Raw genomic sequence first — 22,576 nt, 5'->3', positions numbered from 1 at the left:
TAAATTATTTGAGAAAAAGTAATGCTTCGATTTCGCGCTGCATAGGGATAGAATACCCCAACTTACATTTTCTGTTATATTATAATTGAATATCGTGCACATCATAAGTTCACTGCTTTTCTCCCAATTGAAACATAAGTAAACCCTTCTGCTTCCATATCGTTTACATTGTATAGGTTTCTTCCGTCGAAAATCACAGGGTTATTCAATGAGTTTTTTAATCTAGAATAATCAGGGGTACGGAAAATACTCCATTCTGTACAAATTAAAAGTGCATCTGCCCCTTCAAGTGCTTCGTACATCGATTCTGAATAATGTAATTTATCTCCAAAGCGTTTTTTGATGTTAGGCATTGCTTCCGGATCAAACACCTGAAGTTTCGCATTTAATTCCAACAAGCCATTCATCATATCGATAGATGGTGCTTCGCGAATATCGTCTGTTTCTGGTTTAAAAGCCAAGCCCCATACTGCAATGGTCTTTCCTTTTAAATCGTTGTTAAAAAACTTCTCGATTTTTGGTAGCAAAATTATTTTTTGGTCTGAATTGATTTCTAAAACTGAATTCAGAATTTTAAAATTGTAGTTTTCATCTGCTCCAGCCTTTTTTAGCGCTTTAACATCCTTTGGAAAACAAGATCCTCCGTATCCTATTCCAGGGAATAAAAATCGCTTTCCAATACGGCTGTCTGTACCCATTCCTGCACGAACTTTATCTACATCTGCACCTACTTTTTCGCAATAATTTGCGATTTCATTCATAAAGGTAATCTTAGTAGCTAAAAATGCATTAGCCGCATATTTTGTAAGCTCTGCCGACTTTTCGTCCATAACGATTATTGGATTGCCTGAGCGCACAAAAGGGCTGTAAAGTCGTTTCATTAACGCTGTAGCTCTTTCACTGCTAGAACCAATGATAATACGTTCTGGTTTCATAAAATCGTCTACTGCAAAACCTTCTCGTAAAAACTCAGGGTTGGATACTACATCAAACTCACAAGGAGCATGTTTTGCAATTATAGCATATACTTTTTCTGCAGTACCTACTGGCACCGTACTCTTATCTACAATTACTTTATAATCTGTGATTTTTTTTCCTATTTGTTCAGCTACATTTAATACATAAGACAAATCTGCAGCTCCATCTTCATTTTCCGGCGTTGGCAGGGCTAAAAAAACGATTTCAGCATGTGCTAACCCTTCATCTAATGAAGTTGTAAACTTTAATCGATTTGCTTTAATATTTCTTTCAAAAAGAAGTTCTAGGTGCGGTTCATAAATAGGCACTTCACCATTGCGCATTCTTTCTACCTTAGCCTCGTCGATATCTACACAAATAACTTCGTTACCTGTTTCGGCAAGACAAGTTCCTGTTACTAAACCAACATATCCTGTTCCTATTACTGAAATTCTCATATTTATTCCTTCCGTTGTTATTTACCCTAAACGCTTTTAATTTAAAAAAGTGCTTAAGGATATTGAAAACGGTATTTTTTTAGATTTATTAATTTGCAAAAATACTATTTGCAAATCTTTTTATTCGATTTTTGCTTTGTTGTTTTTAAGGTGATTAGCACTTGATGTTAAAGCAATAATAATATACCCCAAATAATAGGCTCCAATCTGCCTGTGAAATACATTTTCAACCATACAATACACTACCAAAATTGTAAGCATTGCTGTAGGGAAAAATTGTTTTCTAACCCTCAAGAAGCTAAAGCTTATGAAAGCTAAAAACAATAACAGCGCAATAAATCCAGCGCTTATATAAAAGTCTAGAAATTGATTATGGGTATTGTATCGTTTTGTAGTAAAGCGTTCGCGTTTTTCAGGATTTGAAATTTGCGAATCGTAACAAGACACAAGCTTTTCCTTAGTATTATAAAATCCTATTCCGTTAAATGGAACCTCATCGTTATTTATTATTTGTTGCGCGCATCCCCAAACCACTGCTCTAAGCTCGTAAGTAAGTGAGTTTTCTATAAATGCCGGCGGATTATTTTTGCTTTCTTTAATACTAGTTTCAAAATCGGTGTCACTTTTTATCATAAAAAATAGCGCCACTACTGCTGCAATAGCCCCGAGCGCAATAGCAATTTTCCAAATTTTACGCTGCCCATAAAACTGCCCTACCAACAATAATACAAACAAGGTAACCATTGCAATTTTGGAAGCCATTAATACGATGAAAAGCGCATTAACCAATATGTTTGCTAAGTAGTAATTATTGTTAGGATGATATTTCTTTTTAATTGCTTGAAAAGAGATTAATATACTGAATGTACTCAGCATGCCTAAATACAACCTGTCTATCAATAAAGATTCAACAACTTGAGGAGATTCCCCTAAGGAGAAGCTTCCCGTAGCATCAGTTATTAAAACAAAGTTATATACTGAAAAGATGATAGCCGCCAAAGCTGAAAAAATGATGGCGCTGTTAATTTTTCCAGCCCATCCAGAAGACGGATTCACATCGGATACAGGAATATAAAGAACAGCCAACCCTAAAGCAACCATTACTTTATTAATAACAGTAATATCTTCATCAAATCGACCTGCAAAATACGAGTTGATTAGCAGGTAGACTATTAACCCAAGAAAGGCAAGAATAGGAAGCGATTTAAGTTTCTTAAAATCATCTTTCTTAACTACAAATGGAAAAGCAATAACTAAAACTGCTACTAAAATGTTTGGAAGTACCCTTATATAATTATCAAAAGGGATAATGAGGTATAGCAGCAAAAAGGCAAATGGGTATATGGCAGAGAGCAGAATCCTCATTGTGTATTTTGTGTATTTTGTGTTTTCTTATTAGTGTCCAACAATGACGTACGTCGTACGACTAAAACTATAACAGCCTGATAATTAAATTACTGTAGTTTTATATACAATCAAAACGTTTAGCATAAATTATAGTTTCAAGAGCATGCCGTCAAAATTTTTAATATTTCTCTAAAAGTGTACGATAATTGAAACAAATATGTCTTTAAGCTATTTTAATGAGACACTAGTATATTTTTAAAAAATTTAGGGGAAGATAGGAAAGTCTTGGGAGAAAATAGTAGTGAGAGGTGAGTTTTTAGTGCTTAGTCCCCCTCCAGCTCCCCATAGGGGAAGCGCGAATACAGTAATGAACTTTTTAAGCTTATTTAGAAAATCGCTCTTTCATTACGAGATAGATGAACTTTGAATTGCCAACTAAGTAGCGTTTCCACATACGTTTTGGTTCTTGTAGAAAACGATAGAACCATTCGAGTCCTGCGTTTTGCATCCAAATAGGGGCTCTTTTCGTTTTCCCAGCAAACACGTCGAAACTACCGCCTACGCCCATCTTGAAATTTACAGATTTTAAAACTTCTTTATTCTCGATTAAAAATTGTTCTTGTATAGGAGATGTTATAGCTACAAACAATAGATTAGCACCACTGTCTGCAATTTGCTTAGCAATAGAAGGAGCCTCATTATGTTTAAAATATCCATTTCTATACCCTGCAAGAATGTTCTCGCTATATTTAGAAACAAACTTGTTTACTACTTCTTTAACCACTTCTTCTTGTGCACCAAAAAAGAAAACTTTATGTCCGTTATTATAAGCTTGTTTTATAAGATTTTCAACTAGATCTACACCCGCTACACGTTCTTTTAGTGGTTTTTTCAATAATTGAGAAGCCCAAATTACTGCTTGTCCATCAGCTTGAATAATATCGCTTTGATCAACATAGCTTTTAAGTTGAGCGTCTTCACGAATTTGAATAATTTTTCCCGCATTAATATCAGTCAAAGTAATATCGCCTTGGTTTTCAATTGCGTTATTTACAAGGTCGATAGTTTCTTGCATAGTTAAATTATCTATGCTTAAACCACATATAGCTACTTTTTGATGGGTGTTTTGTATCACTTTGAGGCGGATTATTCTATTTATAATTACAAAAGAGAGTTATATAATTTTTCATACATCAGAGCATTCTTTTGCCAACTCTTTTCCTGCTGTACAAACATAAGGGCATTTTCTAAAACTTGAGATTTTTCATCATCTGAAAGCTGTAAAATTCTTTTAATGGTATTTTTTAGACTTTCTTTATTTTCTGATTTAAAAACAAATCCATTCTTGTCTGGTGATATTAACGCTAATATCCCTCCTACATCACTTCCTATGAATAGCTTTTTATACGCCATAGCCTCTAAAGGTTTTAGGGGAGTGACAGATTGTGTTACGTCATTATTTAAACGTGGATTAACAATAACATCAATTCCAGAGAAAGCTTGGGGGATATCATTTGGGCTTACTTTTCCCAAATATTTAATTGTATCAATATCTGGACGACTTTTAATTACATCTATTATTGCCTCTCTGCTAATGCCATCCCCATAAATCAACAATTTATTTTTTATCCCTAAATCGTATAACTCCTGAAAACATTCTACCAAAAACTCGATACCTTCATAAGCTGTTAATGTTCCTATATAACCAAACACTAACTCTTTACGATTTTCTAATTGAGCGTTTTTACTAGTAAGTTCCTCTATATGCGCTAAGTTTACAGCATTGTTAACTACATAACTATTCTTAAATTTATTTCCTTTCGCCTCAAAATAAGTTCTTAAATCATCGTTTAAAAATACTGCTGCATCTACTTGTTTAAGTGTAAAAGTTTCTAGGGAAACTAGAAAATTTTCAATTAGAAGATCTAATTTGGTTTTTTTAGTTGTTTTATTTTGAAACATCCACAGCGACCTAAATTCATAAACCACAGGAATTCTTTTTAATTTCCCGATAAGTATTGCTGGAATACCACAATAGAACATAGCGTGTGCATGGAGCACATCAGGTTTTTCTCTTTTTACACAATGGAAGAGTTTATAGGAAAATGAAACTATCGAAAATAACTTTTTAAGCTGAACTAAAATCCCCTTTTTATTATCTGTTATTACTGTTTCTTTTCTCGAAGTGGTGCGGATATATCGAATTCCATTGATAATATCTTCTTGACCACCATCAATACTCCCTTGAAAGTCTGAAGTGATAGCAACAACATCTAATCCGATGTTTTTTTGAGACATAAGCGTATCCCTACTTCTAATACTGGATCCTGATACCTGTGGTAGCGATTGGTAAAGAATATGTAATACCTTCATATAATTATTATTGATCCAAAATATTTAATGAAATTCAAAGTTGTATTTTTGGCAAACCAATCCCTACAAGAAACAGGGCAAATATAACATTTGAGAAAAGACTATGAAAAGATTTATTCTTTCAAAACAAGAGCTTATAACCTTCATTTTAGTATTAATAGTCTGTGTTACTTTACCTGTAAAAAACAACATCAATTCGCTATCGATGATACTTTTAGGAGCGTTTGCTGCTATTGTTCTCATTTTTAAGAAACAGTTTGACTTTAAGATACTTCGAAGGTTTATTCCTTTGATTTTATTTTACATAGTATGCCTTATCAGTGTTTTTTACTCAGAAAACCAAGATTTAGCACTAAAAATGATAGGAAGATTGGTCCCCTTTCTTACTTTACCCATAATTTTTTCTATTCTACCTCCATTGAAAAAAGAAAGATATCCTAGCCTTATGAAGTTCTTTATAGGGTCAATGGTAATTGTATGTATGTTTTCTCATACTCTTGTACTAATTAAGTTGTTAAATAACAACGATAGCCTTTACAACATATTTAATAGCCATTATTCTTATTTAAGTTTGTCTGAAGATACAATAGGCATGCACTCCACCTATTACGCTTATTTAATCATTCTCGCAGTGATGTTTGTGGTTCACTTTCTTTTTAGTGAAAGAAGATGGAAGTACCGTATTCTTTACTTTTTGTTGCTAGGGTATTTCACCTTTTTTGTATTTCATCTTTCTGCTAGATTACCCATAGCCGTTTTATTTCTGTTTTATAATATCGCTCTAGTATATTACTTTGTAAAACAGAAAAAAGTATTAAAAGGAGTATTATTTCTGTTGCTTTTATACATCATCACAAGTCTTGTTATTTACAATGTTAGGATAACTAGATATCGATTTCAACAGTTGGTAGGATTTACATATTCAGATGGTACTCATTATGATGATGGAAAAGATAAAATTTTTCAATGGAAAGCAGGGGCTTCAGCAAACAAAAATGTGTTGTTTGGAAATGGCATAGGCGATGCCAACCAGAGTATTTTTGATTCTTATAATAATAGCGGGCTCCATACCTATGCAGAAAGAAAATACAACGCCCACAACCAATACATACAAACTTTTGTAGGGATGGGTGTAATAGGGCTAATAACTCTACTATTTATCTTCTTCTATTACCTTCGGTTATTTTATCAACAGAAACACTTAATTGGATTTACTTTCCTCCTTCTTACTACTATTTTGTATTTAACCGAATCTTACTTGGAACGACACAATGGTATTGTAACACTGGTATTTATTATATGTTTGTTTGTCACTCAGAGTAGTATTAAGGATAGTTTATTAATATCTAAAGAAAATTATATAAAATAAAGCGTCAAGACAAGTTAGATTTTAAACCCATTACAATCACATCTAAACTTTTCAAAATACCCTCCACAAACAACAACAAATTTTTTCATCATCTTCTCTTTTATTGTTATCTTTAAATAACTGTTGAGCATTTTAATAAAAAAGATGTGTTGTGGGGCGAATAAATTTCATTTTTTTATCCATCAGATCAAGGGGTTTGTAAAAAGATTATTGACCAATATTTAAAATACGACTAATTATCTCGCTCTAACATTTTAGTACAAGGTCTCTATTTACATCCCTAATGCGGAAATCAATTTAATTACGTTTAATTCAGTAGAATCGTATTATATAAGAGATTTTCCAACAAAACGAATAACAATCTAAGTAGGCATAGTGTTATACTCTTCTCTTTTTAGGGAGGAGATATAAACATAAAACAAAACAATAGCATAAGCTACCAAATATTCTGGTTTAAAAAACCCTCTGTGATAAATATGAAAGAACTGAGTAATTGTTAAGGCATATAAAAGTTTATACATATCACTCCCCAATGATTTTTTATATAGAAAATAGATTATGAAACTGGTGAAGAATAAAATTGGAATCAACCAATCCCTATAATCTATATACAAAGCTCCAATTACTCCAGGAGTAATACCGCCCTCATAATTAGTTTGGTATAATCTTTTAGACAACACAATTCCTGGTGACGGTTGCTCTCCAGGTAAGATTGTCATCAATTCAGAAAAAAACATTGGATAATCAAAAAATGTATTTGATACATTTTCTTTGATTATTTTTTCGGTAATACCTACTGTTTCTCTTAATGAGAAATATACTGGCATAATTAGCATATTATACCAATTATCATTTCCAAAATAACGTATTGCTAATTCAGATGGAGATAAAAAGGTTGTTGACACTAACCTTCTTGTGTAATACACTATTTGAAACAGAATCAGGCCTATAAAACACGTTAGATAAACCCAATGTTTATTATTTCTCCACGCTTTACTGTTCTTTAAGTAATATTTTTCGCCAATATTTATGTTTTTTAATAGATAAAGAACCAATACACTAATTATAATCATAATAACAGTCCCTCGACTTCCTATAAAAAAAGCAGGAAAAAGGGGGAGTATTATAAAAAGTAAAATATTCTTCTTCGTGAATTGACTGCGCTCGAAAAACAATGTAAAAAGAGGAATATAAAGTGTAGATTTTATTAAGTACGACATCATCGGGCTCATAAAAAACCTCAATTCCTGATGAACCAAAACATTCCCGACAGTTACAAAAACATACGCTACCAGTAAATAAACAATTATAGTTTGTATGATTACGACATTGACAAAAAAAGGTGTAATAGCGATTTTTTTATATTTTACTTCATTCTTTTTAAAAACGTTTTTACTAATTGTAAAGAGGAGAGGTAAAATCAATGCAAAATTAGCATAAGTATAAATTTGTAAAGTATAAAAGCTAATGGTTCCCCTATACGTGGATATATTAAAAAATGGAATGAAATAGTATAAGAATAAATAGAATCCAAAAATTTTTGTGTTTATGGATTGCCTTGTAATGGCAACAAATAATAATAATAGTGAAAAGGTAAGATGTGTAAATTCATACGATTTTAAATATAGAGCAATACCAGTCAATAATATTAAAACAAAAACAATACTATCTTTAAACGATTTTGGAATCATAATTCAACTCTTTTAAAGGCGTCCTCTCTTAAAACACTTAAAATAATTAATAAATACAGTACGATAGGGGCATTATTTAAAAAATTACCTGAGATTAAAGCAGTAAGCATCAATATTCCCATTTGAACTTTTCCAAAACGCTTCATTTTATTAAAGTTCATTATATTTTTAAAATAAAAGAATAGATAAAGAAGCATTCCAACTATTCCAAAAAACAGAAAAACATCAAAAATTTCAAACTCTACGCGATATATTTCGAAATCGGTTCCTCCAAACAAAAAATTATATAAACTCCATTTTTCTGATATAACTGGAAAAAAATTATTTCTAAAATTAACATCCCTCAACGATGTCAATGAAGATATAAGGCCGCGTTCTTCATAAACAACAAGCAGCGGTTTAAAATTAACTAATATAAATTCTGTAATCTTATCTTTTAATAAAATCAACAACACTATGAGCCCAAAGAAAAACATATAAAAGCTTTTTTTAGCATATAGCCTTTGCAATAAAGTAAAATGAAATAATGTCAAAAGAAAGAAGAAAATTAATGCTTTAGTCCCAGTTAAGAAGCATACTATACTAACCAAAATTAATTCAATTAAGTTTTTTCTTTTATTGATATACTTATGTAAAAAATAGGTAAGAGCAAAAGCATTAAAGTAGGTAATCATGCTAGGTGTCATGAATGCACCACTAGAACCAAAACGATTATAATAGGTTTTAAAAATAGGCAAGTCGAAAACAATAGTAGTGATTACAATAATACTGTTAAGTATTACTATTTTCTCATATACGTAATAAAATTTTGGTGAAAAGGAATGCTTATTATTTACTAAAAACAGCATTACAAAAAACACAAAAATATAACGCCCAAAGTAAATGCAATTTTCTAAAAAATTTGGGCCTAACGTAAAGTTGTTAAAACTTAATTGTCCTATAAAAAAAACACCTGAAATCCCTATTAAGAACAATACAATGTTTTTATGTGTTTTAAAGTTTTTTAATAAATCAAGAGCAACATACGCTATAAATAAAGCTTTAACTACAAGGCTAAAGTTGTAGAAACTCATTCTCGTATCGTATGCAATCGTCGTACTGAGTTCTGATAAAAAAAACAGTATTAATACAATTACGGGCAAGTTTTCCGCTTTGCAAAATAACTGGGTTATCGAATTGAGATCTCTACGCATATTTCAAATAAATAAATGCACCTCTAGCCGCAAAGATTATAATTAACCCTAGAACAACAAGGTTCACTGTTATTCCTAATAAAAAAAGGAGCGGCAGTAAAATAGCAAGCAAAATAAAAGTGAAAATATTTATTAAATATATATCTTGATACTTCGCCTTGGCTCCCATTAAAGCCGAAAAGAGACCATATACTAATTTAATAATCCCCAAAGCAGACAATAAAATTACTAATGTAAGATTGGTTTTAATATCTATTGTTAAAAATGTTCCGCCATCTATTTTAACTATTAAAATTACAGCTGCAACAATTAGGGCTCCACCAACAAATATTTTTAGTAGTTTACTGTGTAGTAATTTTTTATTTACTCCTTCTTTAAAATATACAAGTTCTTTAAAACCTACGTAATATTGTAGTAAGGTTAAGGGGAATAAAAAGATTGTAGAATAATAAAAATAATTTCCAAAGACTTCTTCTCCCAACTCATTGGCAATTAAAATCCGCTCCCCATAGGAAAGTGCAGTCAATAAAGCCATATTAATTGAAAAGGAGAAAAAATAATTCAAAAGAGAACTAGTTCTTTCTTGTGAAATACTGATATTTTGATAAATATTCCAAAATGCCAATATTCCAAAAACAAAAAGTATAGCGGTGGCAACTAAAACAATATAATCTACTTTGAATGCTATAAAAAAATATAACATAACAAAAGTTAATAAAAACACCACTTTGTACCCATTGTGAAAAAGTTGCGATTTTAAAAAGTTTTTATTTAACCTCAACGTATTATAGGCTAGTATCATTGAGTTTATTGACAGTCCAGATATGGTTAAGAATATAAAGTGAAGGGATTCATATCTTAAACTGAAATAATACGAAATAACTATAGGAGCAACTACCCCACAAACTAAAATAGAAATAAAAACATCCTTTGATATTACTGTTTTTTCTGCCTCAATTTTGGACAACCGTAACATAATTTGATCAAACCCTACTAGCCCAAATGAAACTATTATTGATAAATAAGTTATATAAAGTGAATACGTATTAAAGGATTCTGGAATGAATTTCTTTATAAATAAAATCAATACAAAGTTACTCAACGCACCCAATACCACTACAAGTAGAGAAACATTGTTAAAAATTAGGGGTTTTATTCTACCTATCAGTTTCAAATTTCAAAACCTTTAATGTTTGTAGTGTGTTTTATCATCAAAAAGAATGTGTTTAACCTACTTATGCGTTATTACACACAAGGTTTTGGTACTAGAACATGTTGTGAACTTATATAATCACTATAAAAAGATAATAGTATAAATTAACACACCATTCATCTTAATAATTTAAAATTGAAAGCAATTAAACTTTAAACTACCTTTTAATTACACTTTAGTTATTTAAGACAGTAATGGGTTACAAAACTATGTAGCCAAAAGCTTTTACCTTCTAAACAGGTATTATTTATTAATATACATTTTACTCTTGTTCCGCGTACTGTCGTAAGTATTTAAAAGCATAAATTATAAAAGCTCCTAAAGAAAATAAGAAAATAAAAATTATAGGATATTTAATTTTATTTGAAAAGTGGTGTATTTCTTTATTGTAATCCATACTTACCAATCGAACAATATCTTTGTAATCAACCCTTTTCTTTTCGGCTTCTAAAACCTTATTTAGCATTTCTTCCTTTCTATCGAATAAGGCAAATAGACTACTATTTTCATTTATAACAACACCTGAAGAATTTACATTTTGGTTACTGTTAACAACACTTGACATGATAGAGTCGATTTGTAAATTCATTTTATTATATTCCTTAACTTGAAAAATAGCATTTTCCTGATATAAAGCACTATACTCATCGTATAACTCGTTGCTATTCCAATATTTTAAAACTTTTTCAATTACATTTTTCGAATTAACTTCTCCCCTTGTAACGATATTTAATTTGTGATATTTAAAATACTTACTATTTGAAATATCCTCAAAGAATTTATCTAAGTCCTGATTTTGAAATAAAATTCTAAAAACATCTATTTGTTCACGTGACTTCGTCATCGTATTATAAACATCAGAAATTGGTTCTATTTCAATTTTCTTAATTGCTTCAAAATCTTCTGCAAGAACTTGTTTTAAGAAAACAGTATCTCGCGTTTTAATCTTGTTATTAATGTATTCTATATTGTTATATAAATAATCAACACTTTCAAAGTTTGGAATAATAATTCCTTGGTTTTCATATTCTTTTTTAGCATTACTATCTAAATAGAACCCATAAGCCACCCCTAATAGAATTAAGGCTAATACAACTATCCAAAATTTTAAATAAAAATCTAAAACTTTAAAGACGAGTTTAATTAAATTTTTTGAGGTCTCTTTAAGTTTTTTAAACAGATATCCTAAATCTATTTCCTCTACTGATTGTTGCTGCGCCATAAAATATAATATTATGAATTATTTCGACTTAAAATATTTAAAACTGATGCAAATCTATCGCATAAGTTTCTATATGATATTAAATATTAAACTAAACCCTTTTAACAATGTTTCTTGAATTGTAAAATTAGGGTAAGATTTGCATTTAACAAGAAATCTTTTTTAATGATTACAACTAGACTCAAATTAAGTGTTTCTTGAGAAATAAATGTTAACTTCTAATCCCACAAAAATCTAAAACCTGCATATCTATCTCTCCATTTAAACCTTTAAACTCGTTGTGAGCTACTAAGAATACCATAATATCACATTTCTTCTTTGCATCTGATAAAGATGTCAATTCGTATACACTATGTTCCCTTAAATTTGGTTCAACAAATAAAACATTAAACCCGTCTGTACTAAGTTGATCTGCTACATGCAACGCTGGCGATTCTCTTAAATCGTCAATATTAGGTTTAAAAGCAAGGCCCATACAGGCTATTACTGCATCTCTTCCGTTATCAATTTTAAACTGAAGTGCAGCATTTTTCACTTTCTCTATCACCCACTCAGTTTTGTAGTTATTTATCTCACGTGCAGCGCGTATCATTTTTGCTTCTTCAGGAAATTCTGAAACAATAAACCACGGATCTACTGCAATACAGTGACCTCCAACCCCTGTTCCTGGTTGAAGAATATTTACTCGAGGATGTTTATTGGCTAATCGGATTAATTCCCAAACATTGATGTCTGCTTTATGACAAATCATTGATAACTCATTTGCAAATGCTATTTGAACATCTCGAGATGAGTTTTCAACCAATTTGCACATCTCTGCAGTTTGTGAGTTAGTTTTATGTAATTCTCCTTTTACAAAGTTTTTATAGAAACTTACAGCTTTATCCGTAGAAGCTTCATCAATTCCCCCTATCGCGCGATCATTTTGCTCAAGTTCATAAATTACATTCCCTGGCAATACGCGTTCTGGACAATAAGCAATGTAGATTTCATCTTTTAAGTCAGGACGTTCCTCGTAAATTATTTCTCGAATTTTATGAGTAGTTCCTACCGGACTAGTAGATTCTAAAATTACCAAGGCACCTTTTGTAAGGGTAGGTATTATATTCGTTACGGCACTTTCAACATAAGCGAGATCAGGCACGTGTTTTCCTTTAAATGGAGTTGGCACTGCAATCAAATAAACATCTGCCGTTACAGGCTCTGTAGATGCCTTTAATAGGCCATTCTTCACTACGTGATGCACTAATCCGTCTAATTCAGGCTCAACAATATGGATTTTACCTTCATTTATTGTATTGACTACACTTTGACTTACATCAACACCTGTCACATTTATTCCTCTACTAGCTATTAAGGCTGCTGTTGGCAACCCTATATAACCAAGTCCCATCATTACTACTGTGGGTTTATTATCCATATTATTTCTTTTCAATAAAATTAACGATTCTTTCAGATGCCTTTCCATCTCCATAAGGATTGTGCAACATACTCATCTCGTTATAGTATTCTGTATTATTTAATAGTTTATTCGATTCTTCAACAATTCTATCTGTATCGGTTCCTAATAAAATAACAGTCCCTTCTTCAACCGCTTCGGGGCGTTCTGTTGTTGTTCTAGTAACTAATACTGGTTTACCAAGACTAGGTGCTTCTTCTTGAATACCACCACTATCTGTAATAATTAAATACGATTTTTCCATCAACCAAATAAAAGATGGATAGGCTAATGGTGGCACTAAATAAATATTAGTAATTCCAGAAAGAAGTTCGTTTACAGGTCCCTTTACATTTGGATTAAGGTGAACTGGGTATATTATCTCTACATCGGGATTATTCTCTGCAATTGTTTTTAACGCAGAACATATTTTTATAAGCCCATCTCCATGATTTTCTCTTCTATGTCCTGTTACCAGAATTATCTTTTTCTGAAAGTCTAAAACTGTTTTTAAGTTCTCGATTTCATCATCCTTAAAATCGGCTGCATTTACCTTTTCGATTCCGTAAAGCAGCGCATCAATAACAGTATTCCCTGTTACTAAGATGTTTTCTTCTTTAGTGTTTTCAGCTAATAGGTTGTTTTTTGAAAGCGCTGTTGGAGAAAAATGAAAATCTGCAATTTTTCCTGTTAACTGACGGTTAAACTCCTCTGGGAAAGGATACTGCCTGTTAAATGTACGAAGTCCAGCTTCTACGTGGCATATTTTTGCGCCGCTATAAAATGCTGCAATACCAACTGCCATAGAGGTGGTTGTATCTCCATGAACGTAAACATAGTCTGGCTTTAACTCATCTAGAACAGGCTTCATATTTTCTATTATGGAAGCCGTTAAAGTATAAAGGTTCTGATTAGGGCGCATTAAGTTTAAATCGTAATCAGGTTTAATTTCGAAGAATTCAAGTACCTGATCTAGCATTTCACGATGTTGAGCCGTAACGCAAACAGTTGTTTCAAAATTGTCGTTTTTTAAAAACTCCTTAACTAACGGAGCCATTTTTATAGCTTCTGGGCGAGTTCCGAATACTATTAAATTTTTTATCTTCATTTAAATCTATCTCAAAATTATTACTAATCATCATTTTTCTTGTTAGCGTTTGCAAGCTTTCCTGCCAATTTGGTTGTTTTAAATTCAAAACATTTTTTGCTTTTGTATTGTCTAAAACACTATACGCTGGCCTTGCGGCAAAAGTACTGTAATGGTTGGTTTTTGCAAGATTTGTTTCTTCTAATTTTTTGGTTTGCAGTAGTATTGCTTCTGCAAAACCATACCAAGTTGTTTCACCTCCATTGCTGTAATGATAAACGCCATACTCTGTGGAATCTTGTGCAATTATTTGCAATAAGGCTTCCGCCAAATTATTTGCATTGGTAGGGGTTCCCATTTGCTCTGTGGTTATGGTGAGTGGTGTACCTGCTTCAGTGTATTTCAAAATAGTTTTAAGAAAATTATGGCCATATTGCGAATAAAGCCACGAAGTGCGTAGAATAAAGAATGCACTACAGATTTCTTGTATATACCTTTCTCCCTTCAGCTTTGAAGCGCCATAAACATTAATCGGGTTGGTAACATCATTCTCTGAATACGCTTTGTTTTTTTTGCCATCAAAAACGTAATCTGTAGAAATGTGCAATAAAACAACATTGTGCTTTGTGCAAATTGAAGCTAAATTTTTAACAGCTTCTGCATTAACAGTAAAGGCTTTTTCGGCCTCGCTTTCTGCTTTCTCTACATCGGTGTATGCTGCTGTGTTTATGCAATGAGTGAAGTTATTTTCGCTAAAATATTTCTTCAGCAACTCTGGGTTTTCAATATCTAATTCTTGCTTAGTAACAAAGACAAATTCAAAGTCGGAAAATTCGGCTGCCGCATCTTGTATGCATTTTCCCAATTGTCCGTTTGCGCCTGTAACCAGTATTTTTTTCATGAAATAGCTTCCTTAAAACTAGGAAGTTCTTGATCTTTTGATGAAACAATAAATTCTTCCTTTGGAAGATGCCAATCTAGCGCTAAGGTTGCGTCGTTATAGATAATTCCACCTTCCGAAGCCTTGTCGTAAAAATTATCGCATTTATATGAAAAAATCGACTGCTCCGAAAGCGTTATAAATCCGTGTGCGAAACCTCTAGGTACGAAGAGTTGTAAGTTTTCAACATCGTCTAATATTATTGAAAATGACTTACCAAAAGTTTCAGAGTTTTTTCTGATGTCCACAACTATATCTAACACTTTCCCCTTAGCCACCCGAACCAACTTTGCTTGAGCCATATCACCTCGTTGAAAATGAAGTCCGCGTAAAACACCTTTTGATGAAATAGACTGATTATCCTGAACAAAATCAATGTTTAATCCGGTTATTTTCTGAAATAATTTTTGGTTGTATGTTTCATAAAAGAATCCGCGTTCATCTTGAAAAACGCTAGGTTTCAATATAAAACAATCTTTTAAAGGGGTTTTTAGTAGTTCCAAAGTTTAATCTAGTTGAAGTAAATGTTTTCCATAGCCGCTTTTAAGTAAAGGTTTTGCTAAGGCTATTAATTGTTCTTTTGAAATATATCCCATTTCGTAGGCAGCTTCTTCTATGGCGCCAATTTTTAAACCTTGACGTTCTTCTATAACCTCAACAAATTGTGCGGCTTGCATTAAAGAAGCAAATGTTCCTGTATCCAACCAAGCGGTACCCTTATCCAGAATACTTACGCTTAGTTTTCCCTGTTTTAAATATTCGTTATTAACATCGGTAATTTCTAATTCGCCGCGGGCACTAGGCTTTATATTTGCAGCAATTTCAACCACACTATTGTCGTAAAAATAAATTCCAGGAACAGCGTAATTCGATTTTGGAGATTTTGGTTTTTCTTCTATGGAAAGCGCTTTTCCCGACTTGTCGAATTCCACAACACCATAACGCTCGGGATCTAAAACGTGATACGCATAGATAACGCCTCCATCAGGATCATTGTTTGATTGTAAAAGTTCTTTTAATCCTGAGCCGTAAAATATATTGTCACCCAGGATTAAGGCAACCTTGTCGTTTCCTATAAACTCTTTTCCTATAATAAAAGCTTCTGCTAGTCCATTTGGATTGGCTTGTTCGGCATATTGAAAGTTACATCCCAGTTTTTTACCGTCCCCTAACAATTGCTCAAAAAGAGGAAGGTCTTGTGGCGTAGAAATAATCAAAATATCTTTAATTCCCGCAAGCATTAAGGTTGATAACGGATAATAGATCATCGGTTTATCATAAACAGGCATAAGTTGCTTGCTTACAGCCAAGGTTATAGGGTGTAACCTTGTTCCTGAACCACCTGCTAAAATTATTCCTTTCATATATTTTTCTTTATTAAAACAGATCGGAATGAAACCGAGTAATTTGTTCTAAGATATTTTTTTAAAAATTACTATCGCTCTTCAAATTTAAATAAGTGAAAAACATTAGACCTCTAATTCCCTTTTTTTAAGGATTTTATCCATTTATCGTAACTCTGCACCGCATTAATATCCGCATCATTCTCTGAGTCATAGTTAGATTCTTCAGGAGCGTTGTTCAAATAGTTTTCCAAATCCTTGTGCAGTAATACCTCAATATAATTATTTAAACTTCTTTTTTGAGATTTTGCTTTTTTCTTAGCCGCATCAAGTAACTCTTTATCCAATCTGAATGCTGTTTGAACTCTCATACTTAATCATATTTTCACTTGAACTGTCAAAACTACCAACTAACAGAGTGTTATACAAGTGTTATTAAAGTCTGTCTTGATTGTTTAAATACCAAGCAATTGTTTTTCTAATCCCTGTTTCAAAATTTTCATCTGCTTTCCAACCTAGCTCATTTTCAATTTTTGAAGCGTCAATTGCATACCTAAAATCGTGGCCTGGCCTATCGGTTACAAAAGTAATTTGTTCTTTATACGAAAGATTTCTGGGACGCATTTCATCTAGCAATCCGCATATTACATTGGCTATATACAGATTTTCACGTTCGTTGCGACCTCCAATATTATATGTTTCCCCGAGTTTTCCATTTTTTAGCGCTAAATAAATTCCGCTGCAATGGTCTGTAACATACAACCAATCCCGCACGTTTTTACCGTCTCCATAAATTGGAATTGGCTCTCCTGAAATTGCCTTGCGAATAATTGTTGGAATAAGTTTTTCTTTATGCTGATTCGGGCCGTAATTGTTAGAGCAATTTGTGGTTACTACTGGCAATCCATAAGTGTGAAAGTAGCTGCGAACTATAAAATCGGAAGAAGCTTTAGACGCACTATATGGGCTATTTGGTGCATAAGGTGTTTTTTCGGTAAAAAGTCCCGTTTCTCCTAAGGTACCGTATACCTCATCTGTGGAAATGTGAAGAAAACGTGCATTATCAAATCCATCCTTAAATTCGTTTGGGCTAAACATCCAAGTTTTGTAAGCACTTTGTAGCAAATTAAAAGTGCCTACAATGTTTGTTTGAATAAACGCTCCAGGACCAGAAATTGAATTGTCCACATGACTCTCTGCTGCAAAATGAACTACCTTATTAAACTGATATTTTTCGAATAAATCATGAACTAATTTGGCATCACAAATATCGCCTTCTATGAAGGTTATTTTTTGTAAAACACTCTCCAAATTCTTCAAATTTCCGGCATAAGTTAGCTTGTCCAGCACGAAAATTTTGTCTTCTGAATTTTTTAGGACGTATTCTACATAATTAGAACCTATGAATCCTGCACCACCGGTAATCAGTACTTTATCGTTTATCAAAATTATTTTTTAGGAGTGTCTAATATTTGTTTTAACATTTTTTCGGTGATTAAATACGTTGGTTTTACACCAGTTGTACCCAAACCACCAGAAGCTAAAGTACTTCCAGTTTCTAATGGATTATCTGAAGCATAATACGCATATCTAACCTGTACTTTTGAACTAATACTTCGCCTAATTTTTGCCGCTGCTTGAATAGCTTTTTGGTAATGGGCACCTTCCATTTCTAGACCAATAACATTCCAAGTTGAGTTGTGAAAAAATTTAAGTACATCTCTATTTTGAAGTGAAGTTCCCAACACCGAAATCATCGTTCCTGTGTACACATTTACATCGTGATTTTTAAAATCGGACTTGTCTAGTCTGTTTTTAAATGGATAATTATCTGCTGTTCCCTCGAAAACGTGCGCAGAAGGAATCATAATATCTCCTTTTCCGCCTTCAAGAATTCCTGCTTTCCCCATAATAGAAACAGAAACTACATTCAATAAATGACGAATATTATTAGCGTCTTCAAATGGTTTAAGCAACTCGTCCATCGTTTCATAAGCCTGCTCGCCAAAAGCGTAGTCCATTACAACAATTACAGGTTTCTTATTATCAACAACATCGGCTAATCCCTCAACATATGGGCTATTCTTGATTTTGGCAGTGTCTATAATCTGAACATCTATATTGGTACCACTTTGATCTTCAATAAAAATCATGCCTTCAGAAAGTGCTGTTTTGTTTACTTTCTCCCGCATTTTGGTATTAATAGGGCTACTTAAAGCTTCGTAAACCTGTAGTGGCTTTTTCTTTGAAAACTCGGTAGGCAGTGCTTTTTCGGCATATAAAGTGTTCATTACACTATGCATATTTGCACTTATTATGTGAACAGGACGCTCTAAAAGACCTTCCTTTTGCAGCACTTGCTTAATTTTATAAGCCCATTCTTCACCGTGTATATGATGCCCTAAGCGTTCACGCAATACAGGACTAAATGTGATAAGACGTTTATTGTTTTCAGTAACCTCTTCCATCGCTAATTTCCCCATAAAGTAAATTATGTTGAAAAAGCGATTCTCGTTGCTTTCAGTGGCAAAATATGGGAAGATGTTTTTTACTTCTTCAAAAGTTCTTCCTAAGAAGTTTGCAGTATGTGTAAGTGTTACTTCTTTTTCTTCTTGGGTAAGTTTACCTTTTTTAAACACAGCTTGCTCTAGCTTCTTCCAATCGCGAATTACCTCTCCAGAATGTTCAATAAGCACTTGCTCCATTATTTTGTGCGATTCAATAAAAAGGAAGGTTAAATGCGTTAGAATATCGTAAATCTCCGACCTACCTCGGGTAATTTCTATATTCATCTGTTCATCGTCTATGCGATAACAGTTTCTACGACGTTTTAACGGAATTATGGGCTTAAAATGTGAGTCTTTGTAGCCTTCATCGCTAGTAAGATTAATAAATCTACATTCTTCAATGCCTTCAGGCAAACGATCCATAATGTAGAGCAAACCTTGTAATTCGGTTTTTTCTTCTGTTAACGATCCATAAATTTCGGGACGTAGTGTTAACAGTGACTCTCGAAGCGATTCTCCCGATACGCCCATTGGTTTATAAAAACCTCTATTAAAGAGGTGGCGCATTGTTATATATAGCCTCTCGATGGCTCCTGTGCTTTCTTGAGCACGTGTTCTAGTATGTGATTTTAATTTATTCATTTAGAGCAAATATAAGACTAATTTTAAGGTTGAATTTCGAGCAAAGCATCTGCTATTTTACGATCGTTAGAAAGGCGAGGCACTTTATTTTGACCGCCTAGCTTTCCCTGAGATTTCATATAAGCTTGAAAACTATCTTTTGTAAGTGAAGATACTTTTAAAGGTTGAAGAATTTTTCCTTCAATTAAATCGAAGTAATACGAATTTTGACGTTGCATTTCAGCATCTAAGAAAGCAACAACTTTCTCAGTATTTTCGGGGGGTTCAGAGAATTCTACCAACCATTCGTGATAGGGTAACGACCCGTCAGGAGGTGTAATTTGTGGGGCTACAGTAAATTCAGAAATGGAAAAATTAAACTTTGCAATTGCTTTGTTCATCGCTTCTTCTACTTCTTTTCCAATCACGTGTTCGCCAAAAGCAGAGATAAAGTGCTTAATTCTACCAGACACAATTACCCTGTATGGTTTTGTGGAAGTAAATTGTATAGTATCTCCCAAATTGTATCCCCAAAGTCCCGCATTTGTTGAAATTATCATTACATAGTTAACGCCAATTTCAACTTCACCAATGGTAAGCCTTTTAGGGTTTTCATCAAAGAATGTTGAGGCTTCTATAAATTCATAAAAAATACCTGAATTAAGGAGCAGTAACATACCCTTGTCGTTTTGACTGTCTTGATAAGCAAAAAAACCTTCACTTGCGGGGAATAGCTCTATACTATCAACTTTTCGTCCGATTAAAGTTTCGAATTTTGCTCGGTAGGGCTTAAAATTTACCCCTCCATAAATAAAGAGGTTGAAGTTTTTGAAGAGATCGCCTACTTTTTTCCCCGTATTGCCTTGAAGCTTTTCAAAATACATCTGAACCCAAGAAGGAATGCCGCTAATTACGGTCATATCTTCATTCTTGGTCTCTTCAACAATAGCATCTACTTTCGACTCCCAATCTTCTATGCAATTAGTTTCCCAACTTGGCAGACGATTTTTTTGAAGGTATGCCGGTACATAATGCGCAACAATTCCTGAAAGTCTTCCTAGTTTAATCCCATTTTTTTCCTGCATTTTTGGGCTACCTTGAAGAAAAATCATCTTCCCATCTACAAAATCGGCTTTTCCAGTTTCGTTTATATAGCACAGTATAGCGTTTCGAGCCGCCTGAATATGAAATGGCATAGACTCCTTTGTAAGCGGAATGTATTTGGCACCAGAGGTTGTTCCTGAAGTCTTTGCAAAATACAACGGTTTATTGGGCCAAAGTACATCTGCTTCCCCAGAAACGGTTCTATCTACATAAGGTTTTAGTGCTTCATAATCTCGCACAGGAACTCGAGTGGCAAAATCCTGAAATGTTTTGATATTCCCAAAGTCGTGGTCTTTTCCAAAGGCTGTGTTTTTTGCCTGAGATATCAAACTATTAAAAACTTTTTGCTGTGTTTCAACAGGGTTTGACGCCCATTTCTTTATTTGAAAAACAACAATCTTTGAAAATATTTTAGCAGAAAATGATTTTATAGACATAGGAAATTAATCAAAATCGATGAAACTTGTTGGATTAATTGGAAAACCGTCTCGCCACAATTCAAAATGCAGGTGTGGTCCAGTGGTCAGTTCGCCTGTATTACCTACAATGGCGATTACTTCACCACCCTTTACAACTTCCCCCTGCCCTTTGGTTAACAATCCGTTGTGCTTGTAAACAGAGATTAAATCGTTGCCGTGTTTAACGATAATCACATAACCTGTGGCAACAGTCCATTCGGCAAAAATAACCGTACCGTCTGCTACCGCTTTTACGGGTGAGTCTTTTATAGTAACCACATCCACAGCATAGTGTTTTGCCTTAGAATCATATGGCTCTGTTATGGTTCCTTTTACAGGGGCAAATAGCACGTATTTCTGAACTTGTTGAGCAGCTAGAGGGTTGTATTTATCTTCCTTTTCAACTTGTTCCCGTAATAGAGAATCTTTTCTAGATATACGAACCAATACCGAAGGGTCTGTTTTGGCAACTTCAATAATTGAATCCTTATTAAACTCAACCGTTTTTACGTCTCCTGTTAGCACTTTTTTTATCGAAGCAAGGTATTGATCATTTACGCTAATAACTTGCTGTAGCGAGTCTGTTTGATATGCTAGCTTTGCAGCCTTCTTCTTTAAAGTGGTAGAAGAATAACCAGGTATATATTCACGTAAGGGAGTGAAAGCGATAATTACTGTTGTAGTTATTATTAAGAAAAGAGAAGAGAGCACAGTAAAGATAAATACGTTTAGTCTATTAAGCTTAAATGAAAAGCGCTCTTCAAATGTTTCTTCATTCAAGATTACCAAACGGTATTTATGTAACAGTTTCTTCTTGAACTTCTTGGTTCTTTTTTCTTTTATGGACATATTTTTTATTTGTAATTGCCTTTAAATCCTTTAAAGGAATGACGAGTTTAAGGTTCTTATAACGCAAGGCTAATCCTTTCAATTATCTAAATCTACAAATCATTTTTAATCTTACGTCTTATGGCTTTATAGTCATATTTCCCATAAAGGAATTTTGAGAGTACAATCCATTTGCTTTCTACAAATATAAATTATTATAAGGACGTATAATCTTTAGATAAGGGATATAAGGTTAAATTTAAATATAAGAGGGCTTTTAGAAATTGGAAAGTAAGAGTAAACAAACACTATTTAAACAGAGTTATATCGAAGTTGCCCACATATTTAGATTACTATAGAAGTTTATTAGCTCTTTACTTTACACATATAAAGAAAATATAAGCCAATGATGCTAAAATTGGATTGA

19 protein-coding genes are annotated in these 22,576 nt (G+C 33.0%); 1 reads left to right on the top strand and 18 read right to left on the bottom strand.

The window, feature by feature from the left end:
* Positions 1 to 101 precede the first annotated feature (101 nt).
* From H4O20_RS11130 to H4O20_RS11115, 4 genes are all read right to left on the bottom strand, one after another.
* Positions 102 to 1,415 carry a UDP-glucose/GDP-mannose dehydrogenase family protein gene (locus H4O20_RS11130; RefSeq protein ID WP_165145522.1) on the bottom strand — a complete coding sequence of 438 codons (1,314 nt, stop codon included), beginning with the start codon at positions 1,413 to 1,415 and terminating at the stop codon, positions 102 to 104.
* A 120-nt stretch (positions 1,416 to 1,535) separates the two neighbouring features.
* A complete protein-coding gene (locus tag H4O20_RS11125; RefSeq protein WP_139854199.1) occupies positions 1,536 to 2,780 on the bottom strand; it encodes an O-antigen ligase in 1,245 nt (414 codons plus the stop codon).
* A gap of 364 nt (positions 2,781 to 3,144) precedes the next feature.
* Positions 3,145 to 3,897, bottom strand: a complete 753-nt coding sequence (locus H4O20_RS11120) for a WecB/TagA/CpsF family glycosyltransferase (protein ID WP_246051379.1) — start codon at positions 3,895 to 3,897, stop codon at positions 3,145 to 3,147.
* Positions 3,898 to 3,923: 26 nt separating this feature from the next.
* The gene (locus H4O20_RS11115) at positions 3,924 to 5,135 is read right to left on the bottom strand and encodes a glycosyltransferase family 4 protein (RefSeq protein WP_139854198.1); all 1,212 of its coding nucleotides are present in this window, start codon (positions 5,133 to 5,135) and stop codon (positions 3,924 to 3,926) included.
* A 103-nt stretch (positions 5,136 to 5,238) separates the two neighbouring features.
* Between H4O20_RS11115 and H4O20_RS11110 the strand changes: the two genes are divergently transcribed.
* On the top strand, positions 5,239 to 6,504 hold the full coding sequence (locus H4O20_RS11110) for an O-antigen ligase (RefSeq protein WP_185099289.1): 1,266 nt from the start codon (positions 5,239 to 5,241) through the stop codon (positions 6,502 to 6,504).
* Positions 6,505 to 6,866: 362 nt separating this feature from the next.
* Here the strand turns inward: H4O20_RS11110 and H4O20_RS11105 are convergent, their stop codons facing one another.
* From H4O20_RS11105 to H4O20_RS11040, 14 genes are all read right to left on the bottom strand, one after another.
* On the bottom strand, positions 6,867 to 8,195 hold the full coding sequence (locus tag H4O20_RS11105; RefSeq protein WP_185099288.1) for an O-antigen polymerase: 1,329 nt from the start codon (positions 8,193 to 8,195) through the stop codon (positions 6,867 to 6,869).
* Positions 8,192 to 9,388 carry a hypothetical protein gene (locus tag H4O20_RS11100; RefSeq protein WP_185099287.1) on the bottom strand — a complete coding sequence of 399 codons (1,197 nt, stop codon included), beginning with the start codon at positions 9,386 to 9,388 and terminating at the stop codon, positions 8,192 to 8,194. The genes H4O20_RS11105 and H4O20_RS11100 overlap by 4 nt, the downstream gene beginning before the upstream one ends.
* Positions 9,381 to 10,355, bottom strand: a complete 975-nt coding sequence (locus H4O20_RS11095; protein WP_185099286.1) for a hypothetical protein — start codon at positions 10,353 to 10,355, stop codon at positions 9,381 to 9,383. Before H4O20_RS11095 ends, H4O20_RS11100 begins: the two co-directional genes overlap by 8 nt.
* 508 nt (positions 10,356 to 10,863) lie before the next feature.
* Positions 10,864 to 11,823: a hypothetical protein gene (locus H4O20_RS11090; RefSeq protein ID WP_185099285.1), complete on the bottom strand. Its 960-nt coding sequence runs from the start codon at positions 11,821 to 11,823 to the stop codon at positions 10,864 to 10,866.
* 211 nt (positions 11,824 to 12,034) lie between these two features.
* Positions 12,035 to 13,243: a UDP-N-acetyl-D-mannosamine dehydrogenase gene (gene wecC, locus H4O20_RS11085; protein WP_221442823.1), complete on the bottom strand. Its 1,209-nt coding sequence runs from the start codon at positions 13,241 to 13,243 to the stop codon at positions 12,035 to 12,037.
* Position 13,244: 1 nt separating this feature from the next.
* Entirely contained in the window at positions 13,245 to 14,369 is a 1,125-nt protein-coding gene (gene wecB / locus H4O20_RS11080; RefSeq protein WP_185099284.1) for a non-hydrolyzing UDP-N-acetylglucosamine 2-epimerase, read from the bottom strand.
* Positions 14,302 to 15,249 carry a dTDP-4-dehydrorhamnose reductase gene (gene rfbD, locus H4O20_RS11075; protein WP_185099283.1) on the bottom strand — a complete coding sequence of 316 codons (948 nt, stop codon included), beginning with the start codon at positions 15,247 to 15,249 and terminating at the stop codon, positions 14,302 to 14,304. The genes wecB and rfbD overlap by 68 nt, the downstream gene beginning before the upstream one ends.
* On the bottom strand, positions 15,246 to 15,791 hold the full coding sequence (gene rfbC / locus H4O20_RS11070) for a dTDP-4-dehydrorhamnose 3,5-epimerase (protein ID WP_185099282.1): 546 nt from the start codon (positions 15,789 to 15,791) through the stop codon (positions 15,246 to 15,248). Before rfbC ends, rfbD begins: the two co-directional genes overlap by 4 nt.
* Positions 15,792 to 15,794: 3 nt before the next feature.
* On the bottom strand, positions 15,795 to 16,652 hold the full coding sequence (rfbA, locus tag H4O20_RS11065) for a glucose-1-phosphate thymidylyltransferase RfbA (RefSeq protein WP_185099281.1): 858 nt from the start codon (positions 16,650 to 16,652) through the stop codon (positions 15,795 to 15,797).
* Positions 16,653 to 16,765: 113 nt separating this feature from the next.
* The gene (locus H4O20_RS11060) at positions 16,766 to 16,978 is read right to left on the bottom strand and encodes a hypothetical protein (RefSeq protein ID WP_158319106.1); all 213 of its coding nucleotides are present in this window, start codon (positions 16,976 to 16,978) and stop codon (positions 16,766 to 16,768) included.
* Positions 16,979 to 17,066: 88 nt separating this feature from the next.
* Positions 17,067 to 18,077, bottom strand: coding sequence for a dTDP-glucose 4,6-dehydratase (rfbB, locus tag H4O20_RS11055; protein ID WP_185099280.1), 1,011 nt, complete (start codon positions 18,075 to 18,077; stop codon positions 17,067 to 17,069).
* A 2-nt stretch (positions 18,078 to 18,079) separates the two neighbouring features.
* A complete protein-coding gene (locus H4O20_RS11050; RefSeq protein ID WP_185099279.1) occupies positions 18,080 to 19,780 on the bottom strand; it encodes a hypothetical protein in 1,701 nt (566 codons plus the stop codon).
* A 23-nt stretch (positions 19,781 to 19,803) separates the two neighbouring features.
* Positions 19,804 to 21,300 carry a GH3 auxin-responsive promoter family protein gene (locus H4O20_RS11045; protein ID WP_185099278.1) on the bottom strand — a complete coding sequence of 499 codons (1,497 nt, stop codon included), beginning with the start codon at positions 21,298 to 21,300 and terminating at the stop codon, positions 19,804 to 19,806.
* Between the two features lie 6 nt (positions 21,301 to 21,306).
* A complete protein-coding gene (locus tag H4O20_RS11040; RefSeq protein ID WP_139854183.1) occupies positions 21,307 to 22,170 on the bottom strand; it encodes a M23 family metallopeptidase in 864 nt (287 codons plus the stop codon).
* Positions 22,171 to 22,576 lie beyond the last annotated feature (406 nt).

Source organism: Aequorivita sp. 609 (assembly GCF_014212065.1).
Classification (GTDB): Bacteria; Bacteroidota; Bacteroidia; order Flavobacteriales; family Flavobacteriaceae; genus Aequorivita; species Aequorivita sinensis.
Note: the sequence above shows the minus strand (reverse complement) of the source record. Positions and strands in the feature narration are given on the sequence as shown.